The 7,662-nt window shown below is 59.2% G+C and carries 9 protein-coding genes; all 9 read right to left on the reverse strand.

What is annotated here, in order from left to right:
• Window positions 1-108: 108 nt before the first annotated feature.
• From BFQ04_RS10265 to BFQ04_RS10305, 9 genes are read right to left on the reverse strand one after another with little or no spacing between them, the layout of a single operon-like run.
• Window positions 109-2,859: a conjugative transfer ATPase gene (locus BFQ04_RS10265; protein WP_065950714.1), complete on the reverse strand. Its 2,751-nt coding sequence runs from the start codon at window positions 2,857-2,859 to the stop codon at window positions 109-111.
• On the reverse strand, window positions 2,859-3,275 hold the full coding sequence (locus tag BFQ04_RS10270; RefSeq protein WP_065950715.1) for a TIGR03751 family conjugal transfer lipoprotein: 417 nt from the start codon (window positions 3,273-3,275) through the stop codon (window positions 2,859-2,861). Before BFQ04_RS10270 ends, BFQ04_RS10265 begins: the two co-directional genes overlap by 1 nt.
• Window positions 3,238-4,755, reverse strand: coding sequence for a TIGR03752 family integrating conjugative element protein (locus BFQ04_RS10275; RefSeq protein WP_065950716.1), 1,518 nt, complete (start codon window positions 4,753-4,755; stop codon window positions 3,238-3,240). The genes BFQ04_RS10270 and BFQ04_RS10275 overlap by 38 nt, the downstream gene beginning before the upstream one ends.
• The gene (locus BFQ04_RS10280; RefSeq protein ID WP_065950717.1) at window positions 4,745-5,557 is read right to left on the reverse strand and encodes a TIGR03749 family integrating conjugative element protein; all 813 of its coding nucleotides are present in this window, start codon (window positions 5,555-5,557) and stop codon (window positions 4,745-4,747) included. Before BFQ04_RS10280 ends, BFQ04_RS10275 begins: the two co-directional genes overlap by 11 nt.
• Window positions 5,554-6,195 (reverse strand): PFL_4703 family integrating conjugative element protein, encoded by a 642-nt coding sequence (locus tag BFQ04_RS10285; RefSeq protein WP_065950718.1) that lies wholly within the window; start codon window positions 6,193-6,195, stop codon window positions 5,554-5,556. Before BFQ04_RS10285 ends, BFQ04_RS10280 begins: the two co-directional genes overlap by 4 nt.
• The gene (locus BFQ04_RS10290) at window positions 6,192-6,605 is read right to left on the reverse strand and encodes a TIGR03750 family conjugal transfer protein (protein WP_065950719.1); all 414 of its coding nucleotides are present in this window, start codon (window positions 6,603-6,605) and stop codon (window positions 6,192-6,194) included. The genes BFQ04_RS10285 and BFQ04_RS10290 overlap by 4 nt, the downstream gene beginning before the upstream one ends.
• Window positions 6,606-6,612: 7 nt before the next feature.
• Window positions 6,613-6,984 carry a TIGR03745 family integrating conjugative element membrane protein gene (locus BFQ04_RS10295; RefSeq protein WP_065950720.1) on the reverse strand — a complete coding sequence of 124 codons (372 nt, stop codon included), beginning with the start codon at window positions 6,982-6,984 and terminating at the stop codon, window positions 6,613-6,615.
• A 17-nt stretch (window positions 6,985-7,001) separates the two neighbouring features.
• Window positions 7,002-7,241 (reverse strand): TIGR03758 family integrating conjugative element protein, encoded by a 240-nt coding sequence (locus BFQ04_RS10300; RefSeq protein ID WP_065950721.1) that lies wholly within the window; start codon window positions 7,239-7,241, stop codon window positions 7,002-7,004.
• Window positions 7,238-7,573, reverse strand: coding sequence for an integrative conjugative element protein, RAQPRD family (locus BFQ04_RS10305; protein ID WP_065950722.1), 336 nt, complete (start codon window positions 7,571-7,573; stop codon window positions 7,238-7,240). The genes BFQ04_RS10300 and BFQ04_RS10305 overlap by 4 nt, the downstream gene beginning before the upstream one ends.
• Window positions 7,574-7,662: the final 89 nt, after the last annotated feature.

Below are 7,662 nucleotides of genomic sequence, written 5' to 3' on the forward strand. Positions count from 1 at the left end.
GGCTGGGTGTTGACGAGTAATCTACTCAGATAATTCTTCGATATCCATTACAAAACCGCTCTCCAGCCCTCTACGGATGTAACGCTATTTGGGCTTAAAATCGGGTAGCTATGCCCCGATTCCACGGGATTGGTCAATGCGCGCAGCTACCCGAAAAGCTGTCTCTAGCTCTGAACACTGGTATTCCTGCATTAAGGTCCAGCGTTCGGCTTTTTCCTCGGGCTCCGTCATGGCCAGGGCGAGATAGAGGCTGGGTGGCACGACCCGAAACAGCGTTTCGAGCTTCTTCGATAGCAGGACCCCCTCAGTGTATTTGCCCGGCTCCTTACTGGCGGAGAGCAGCAAGGCTTTCTGTGCCGGATTGAGCTTCTTGAATCGTGCGATTTCCTCAATCTCCGCGGGCGGCATGTTCAAACAAATCCACCATTCGATCATGTTGAGCATGGTCTGCGCCGCAGTGGGGAAGTCGGCAAGGTTTTGCGTGGCAAGCCAGAACCAAGCGCCGAGTTTGCGCCACATCTTCGTCCCCTTAACCACGAATGGCGCCAGTAGTGGGTTTTTGGTGATGATATGGCCCTCGTCGGTGACCATGATGATCGGCCGCCCCAAATACTGGTCGCGTTCGGCAAGGTTGTTCACGGTGTTCATCAGGCTAATGTAGCTGATGGACATTTGTGCCTCGTAGCCTTCGCGAGCGTAAGTGGCCAAGTCGACAATGGTCACATCGCTCTCGGGCCAAGACGTGCCCTCGCGATCGAACAACTCACCCTCGAAACCCTGGCAAAACAGGTCGATGGACTCGCCCATTTCCTGGGCGCGCTCGCGACGTTTCTCCGGCAAGTGCGGGTCGGTGGCGACGCGCAGCAAGGCGTCACGCACGTCGCGGGTCAGTACTTGACGGCCTGCTGTGACACAGGTCTGTGCCGCATCAAGAATGCACTCGCGGATCAGACTGCGATCAGCTCGGCTCAGGCGGGCTTCTTCTTTGGCCTCGCCGCCGGTGATCATCAGCCGGGCGGTGATTTCCAATTCACCGAGAACATCGCGCTGGTCTTCGCGACTGGTTACCGCTTCATCGTCCAGCTCATCGATCGACAGACTCGCCACCTGATCCGGCTGCTCGACCAGGCGCCAAGCGTCGGCGAACGGAGCGAGACTGACCGAGGCGCCAGGTTTCAATTGGACCTTGTTGACCGACAGGCCTTGTGTGGCGAAGTAGTCACCCTGCAAACCAAACGAATTGCCGGCCTCGACGATAAACAGGCGAGGGCGGTACACGGCCATGACCTGCATCAGTAGGGTAACCAGAGTGGCCGACTTGCCGGCGCCCGTGGGGCCGAACAACAGCAGATGACCGTTCATGGCCCGGTCCAGGCGTGATAACGGATCAAAACTCAACGGCGAACCACCACGATTGAACAGGGTGATACCTGGGTGGCCGCTGCCGGTGCTGCGGCCCCACACCGGAATCAGATTCGCCAGGTGCTGGGCAAACATCAGGCGGGTGTACCAGTTGCGCGTGTCGCGCGCCGGGTTGTAAGCCATTGGTAACCAACGCAGGTAACTGTTACAGGCGGCGACCTCATCGCCTTCGCGTACCGGTTGCAGGCCCGCACCCAGCAACGCGTTGGCCAGGCTGACGGAGTGCTGGTGCAGTTGCTGTTCATCATGACCGCGCAGGTAGAACGCCAGGGTGCCGCGGTACAGCTTGTGCTGGCGACCGATGATCGCACGAGCCTCTTCAACATCCTGACGAGTCTGGGTCGAGGCCAGGTTTTCACCGATGGCTTTACGGGACAGGCGGTTCAACTGATCCTCGAGTACATCCTGTGGTTTGACCACTAGAGTCAGACTCATTACCGTACCTTCGGGTAACTGGTCGAACAGGGCATTCACCGCGTCGCCTTTGCGGGTTTCGCCAGTCAGTTGACCAATCAAGGGCGCTCGGCGCAGCTTGTCCACTACCATCACGCGGTGGGGCTGCTCATCGAAATACCAGAGTCCGTGCTGCACATCCGAACGCGGCTCATTGAAAAATAGCCGCTCGGCGAAGTCATGATCGAAGGGCAGTTCCAGCGACTCACCATCGCCCGATTCCGGATAGGCCACGCGGCGGTAGAAGTCCTCAGGCTCTTCATCGCTAAGTTTGGGGGCCGGATTGAACCAGGGCAGCAGCCAGGCATACAAACTGCGGCCATCGACTCGCGTCGATTGCACCCCGCACGCCTGCAACGAAGCACGGATACGTTCGCAAGTCTGTTGCAGGGATTGCAGCGGGGTGAGCCCCGTCTCTTCACTGTAATACTCAAGCCAGCGATAGACCACCAGGCGCACCCGACGGTTATTGCCACGCCAGGGCAGGCGTGTCACCACCTTATCCTCAAACAGACCACCGGGCTTGGCGATGGCCTTTAGATGACGGCGGCTGAGCTCCAAATAGGCTTCGGTGAAGACGGTGCCTCGCGCGCGGTCCTGAATATAATCGGTGAGCCGGGTCAGGTAGGGGGTGAAGTCGTTGTCGTCCTGGCAGAAAAACTGCGCCACCCAAGGCGCTTGATCCAGCTCGTCAAAGCTATCCTGCAGGGCATCTTCAAGGGCATCGCGCGCCGCCATCAGCCAATCGGGTTCGCGCCCTTCGGTGCCGATGGGCAGCAACTCGAACACCGCACCCACCGAGCGATTGTCATCCAGTAGAAAACACTGCTCGGTGTCCAGGTATTCGACCCATGGCAGGTGATCGGTGAAGCTGGGGTTATGCGCATAGAGTGCAGCTTCATCGGCTAAGGTGGCGCGAGGGCGCAATGGGTGACGCCAGGCGTTCCATGCAGAAGTGCGGTTGCCCGCATCGCTGGTACGCACTACAAGTCTTCCTGACGTTCACCGGGTAATGCGTACTGCACCCGTTGGTAGAACGGAAAGACGGTCGAGTAACCCGGAACCGGTGCCTGCTCGGTACCACTCAAATGCGGATACACGTACAGCACCAGATCGGGATTGGGCAGGCGCGGGAACAGGTTGCGGATCTCGTTCGCCGCTGTGCGCGTGTACGGTTCTTGGAGAGAAGCGGAGAACTCTGCCTGAGCCAGCGGGCGGCGTAATTGCTGCCGAGTATCCAGCAGTTGCTGCTGACTGCCTTGCGAACCGGCACCGTTCCAGAGGTCCAGCATGGTTTGCTCTCCATGGGGCAGCAGCGTGTCCTTGTCAGTGGAACACCCTGTCAGAACCAAGGAAAACACGCTAATCCAGGTCAGGTAGAGAAACGTGGTCTTTTTCATGGCGAACGCTCCGGCCCTTGGGCTCGTAGTCGATGGTGATCTCATGGTCGAGGTGAAGAACGACTTGGGCGGCCGGTGGCACGTACACGGCAGCAAAGGTCTCGCCATACAATTTGTTGATCCACTCGCGGATGTCGCTGACCCCACCACTGAGAATTGAATTCAGCGCGCTATTGCCACTGCTGTTGGTGACCCCGAGCGTACTGCCGCCCGAACTGATCAAGCTGCTGTTGTTCCGCTCATCCCCGAGCAAGGAGGCGACACCTGCGCCGGCCGCCGTGATGAGGCTCTGGCTACCGAGGTATTGCTGAGCGTTCGAGCGGCGCTCGCCGGCGATGCAAGGAACGCCATACGGATCGGACAGGTAACCGAGGCCACCGCGGATCTTGTCGGTGTTTGAGCTTTGGGTGGTGGAGGCATTGCGGCTGGCTACCGCCTTCGGTTGGGGCACCGTGCGGATGGTGCCGTCGGTAAACACAAAGGTGATTGACTCGACCTGTCCGCGCACACAAGACAGGGTCCAGTCACCGGACGCCGTGCCGCTCATTACGGCCCCCGCGACGTCCGGCAGGTCGATGCCGTTGGCGGTCAGGTTCTCCGAACCGACCAGCACCTTGAAGGGATAGGGGTCATTCACAGTGCCGTCCACCGGGACTCGGCCGATCAGCGCAGTCATGGCGACCGAGCCCATCAGCGTAGCGTTCTCAGGAATGGTGTAGACCGGCTTCGCGCCTTCGGCACGATCAACGGATCGCGTTAGGTTACGTTCACCCTGGGTGATTTCACGAAGCTGTTTTTGGCTACGATCAATCGCGTTATCTTTCAGCCCTTCTTGTGAATTGAAGGCGGTAGGTAGACTTTGTGCGGAGGGGGTCTTGGTTTTGCCGCGGGCGTTGGTAGGCGGAGCATCCGAAGGCTCAATCCACTGCAGTACATCATTGGCAGAGTGCTGCCCTTCGAACTGAGTACCGTCACCCGGCTCAAGCCCCAATCCGATTGGCATTTCCTTGCCTTTGCCGGTCAGCCCCGATAACTGTTCCTGCAATTGCGTCAGCAGACCGCGTGCCTGACGACTGTCTTGTTCTGCTTTGAGCCGGGCCTCGTTGGCTTGTCGGCGGCCTTCGTCGACCTGCTGGGTCACGCTGCCAAGCGCCGTCTGGATGCGCGAATCGACACTGTTTTCCCGCTCGCGTAGGCGATTGTTTTCCGTCTGCAGTGAGTCATTGTGTTTTTTCAGCCCGAGCATGTCGCTGCGCATGGCCTTCACCTGGCCGACCAGGGTGGCGACCGTGTCGCGTGGGGTATCGCCAGCAATGCCGAGCGACTTGGCTTGCTCGGCGGATAATTGAATATTGCCCTGATCAACTGGGTGCTGTGGAGAAGGTGTGCTGCCACTTGGGGCCCAGGTTTTCAGGATGATCAGCACCACGCCCAGCAGCGCAGCCGGTACCAGCCATTTGAGCAAGGCGTTAGCTTTCATCGTCAGCACCTGGCGCAACGGGCGGGAGCAGCACAGCGTGTTCGAGGCCGGCACCTCGAGTGACGAGGTAAGCGATCGTGGTGTCTTCGGCACTGCCGATAGGTCCGAGGAAAGTATGCTGGAAGGTCGCGGCGAACAGCGTGGCCTGAAGCCGACGTGGATCGAGTTGCACCGTCTCTGAACTACGATTGCGCAATTTCACCGCCGTCACCCAGTAATCACCGAGTCGCCAGACGGCGATGGGTGTGCTGGACACGTTTTCGGTCGGCAGCAGGGTTGGCAGCTCGGTGCGCAACTTGAGCGGGACGCGGGTTACGCCGGGTAGGGATTCTACGGTGCGCAGCGGCGCGTACAGGCTTTGCGCGGCGTAGCGCGTCAAAGCGACCGGGATCGGTGTACGTTCTGGAACAAGGACGGTGCTAGATTCAGCCTCGGTAGCTTGCACCTGAGCATTCTTGAGAATACGTACGGGCTCCAGCGGTTGATCACCAGGCGTGGCCGCGATATCCAAGAGGATAATCTCGCCCGTCGTGACCGATTGCAGTTGCAGTCGGGTCGGTGCAATGGCTTCTGACGCGCGCAGGTACAGCGTGCCGCCAGTTGATTGCACACGCAGTTTGCCTGTCAGGGTTGAGGGCACACCAACTCGAACAGCCTCATCGATAAACACCACCCGCTCCTGATTGATCACCAGAGGGACCGCGAGGGGGAGGCGTTCCCAACGCATCAACTCGACGGCCTGCGCTGCAGCACCCCATAACATCAGTGCGACAGTGAGTCCCAGGGTAGACATCCGCTTCATGGCTCACCTCCAGGCAGCGAGATCTTTTGCGGAGTGCCCTGATAACAATCCAGTGCCAGTCCCCACTTGTTGCGTTCGGGGTCCAGATCAAAACGCACCACGCGTAATGGATAACGCACCACCACCCGTTTTACCGGTTCTGCGGCGTAATACTCATCAGCGTTGAGGTCGAGTGTGACCAGCCAGCTGTCGCGGTCGAGTTGCTTGACCCTGAGTTCTGGATCCTCGCTGTACCCTCGGCCCAGAATTTCGTAGACGCCACGTACCCGCTGGCGCAGTTCGCCGGCGGCTTTGCGGTACTCGTAGTCGCCATCGAGGAAGGCCTTGCAGGAGGGTGTCAGGTAGGGCTGTAAGCCATAGATGGCGCGTCGATAGTCCTGCTCGCCATCCGAGGGCCAGCGGTTGAGTTGGCCAAAGATGTACAGGGCAAAGGCATACACATTCTCCGAGGGGATATCCCACCACTTGCGCGTGCTGCCCGAGCGCAGATCCGGGGGGACATGCACGGTCAAATCGGTCGGTGCCGAGCGCCAGCCATAGCAGAGTCCGGCACAGAACAGGGCGAGGATCGCTACCGCCAGACGCAGGCTGAAGATATGGGCCTGTTGGGCATCTACCTTATTCCGAAAACGACTCATGATTGCCACCGGGATAGGGCAGGGCGCAGTCGACGCGAACGGCGAACTGTCCAGGCGCCGGAATGGAGAATCAAACTTTCGCGCCCCAGGCGCCAACGGCTGGCGAGTATCCATTCGAGCTTGCGGTACAACCAGGTCTCGGGGCGAGCCCGTTTGGCCTGACGCAGTAGTGCGCCACCGGCAAATAACACCACCGCCATGCTTGCAATCATGCTGGTCGGCGCCACGGCAATGGAGGCGGTGGCGATCGCAAGAGGAACGCCCAGCAGCAGGCCAATAACGGCGCCGGTGCCGAGCGCTACCCACATCTCATCATTGGTTAAACCGCGCAGTACGGCAGGATCGCGATTGAGTCGCTCTGGTAGAAAGACCAAGGTGCCGTCGGCACGGCGTTCGATAGCGTCGTTCATGCCAACCTCACAGAATGGCGGCAGCCTTGGTCAGAAACCAGATGATGATCACTACCAGCAAGGCTCCGATGCCGACGACGGCGCCGAGGTCTTTCCAAGTCTTGCGCTGGTTCTGCACGTCGGCATACACCGTCAGGGAATGCCAGGCCACACCGAGAAAAGCGAGCAGTGCGATCAGCAGGCCGAGCAGGATGCCGCCGTCGTAGGCGTAGTTTTTGATTGTCTCGATCAACCCGGAACCTTCACCACGGGAAGGAGCTTCCATGGTCGGTAGTTCGGCAAAAGCCAGGCTTGGACCGAGCACCAGCAGCAGACCGATCAGCCGCTGACTGGCACGATCACGCAGATTGTTTTTCAGGGGGACAAAGCACTTGAGCATGATGGTGATCTCCGGTGTTAGGACAGAGTGAAGAACATCAAAACCAGCAAGGTGAGAAGTATGCGTGCGGCACTTCCGCCAAACGCGCCGAAGCGCACACTGCCGGTCGCCCAACCCCGATAAGCCGTCCACATCACCCAGGCACACCAAAGCAAAGCCAGGACCAGAGTCAGGGACAGCCACATTGTCGAACTGCTCTGCGGTGCGAAGCCGGAGGCGTTTTGGAAAGCTGAGCTCTGCGCGTCAGTCATGCTCATGGCGACGGCTCCGTGGGCCGAGTGTCGAGGCAGTAGTCGCCGACTAATTCAGTGGGGTCGCGGGGCTGAGCGCGAGAGGGAGACAGGTAGCCCTGCACGCCCTGGCGAATACGTTGGATGTCCTGAGACAGGCGGGGATAGTCGAAGCGATAGCGATCGTCAGGTTCAGCCGTGCTGGCTGCCTCAGCTTGCGTTGCAAGGCGTTCGATAATGTCGAGTTGCCGCTGGACTAGACTGAGCTGATCCTGCTCATGGGCAGATGCGGCATAGCTGCTGCTGTAGGCCAATGCTATTGGAAGTAGCAACAAACTGTGGATATTTTTAATTGGCATGATGCTGTCCCGTGTGAGTCAGGAGACAGCATCAAGTGAGCAGATTACTCATTCAGTAAAAAATCTGAAGTATGTTCAGTCGCTTTTAG

It is taken from the genome of Pseudomonas sp. 37 R 15 (assembly GCF_900004865.1).
Classification (GTDB): Bacteria; Pseudomonadota; Gammaproteobacteria; order Pseudomonadales; family Pseudomonadaceae; genus Aquipseudomonas; species Aquipseudomonas fluorescens_AM.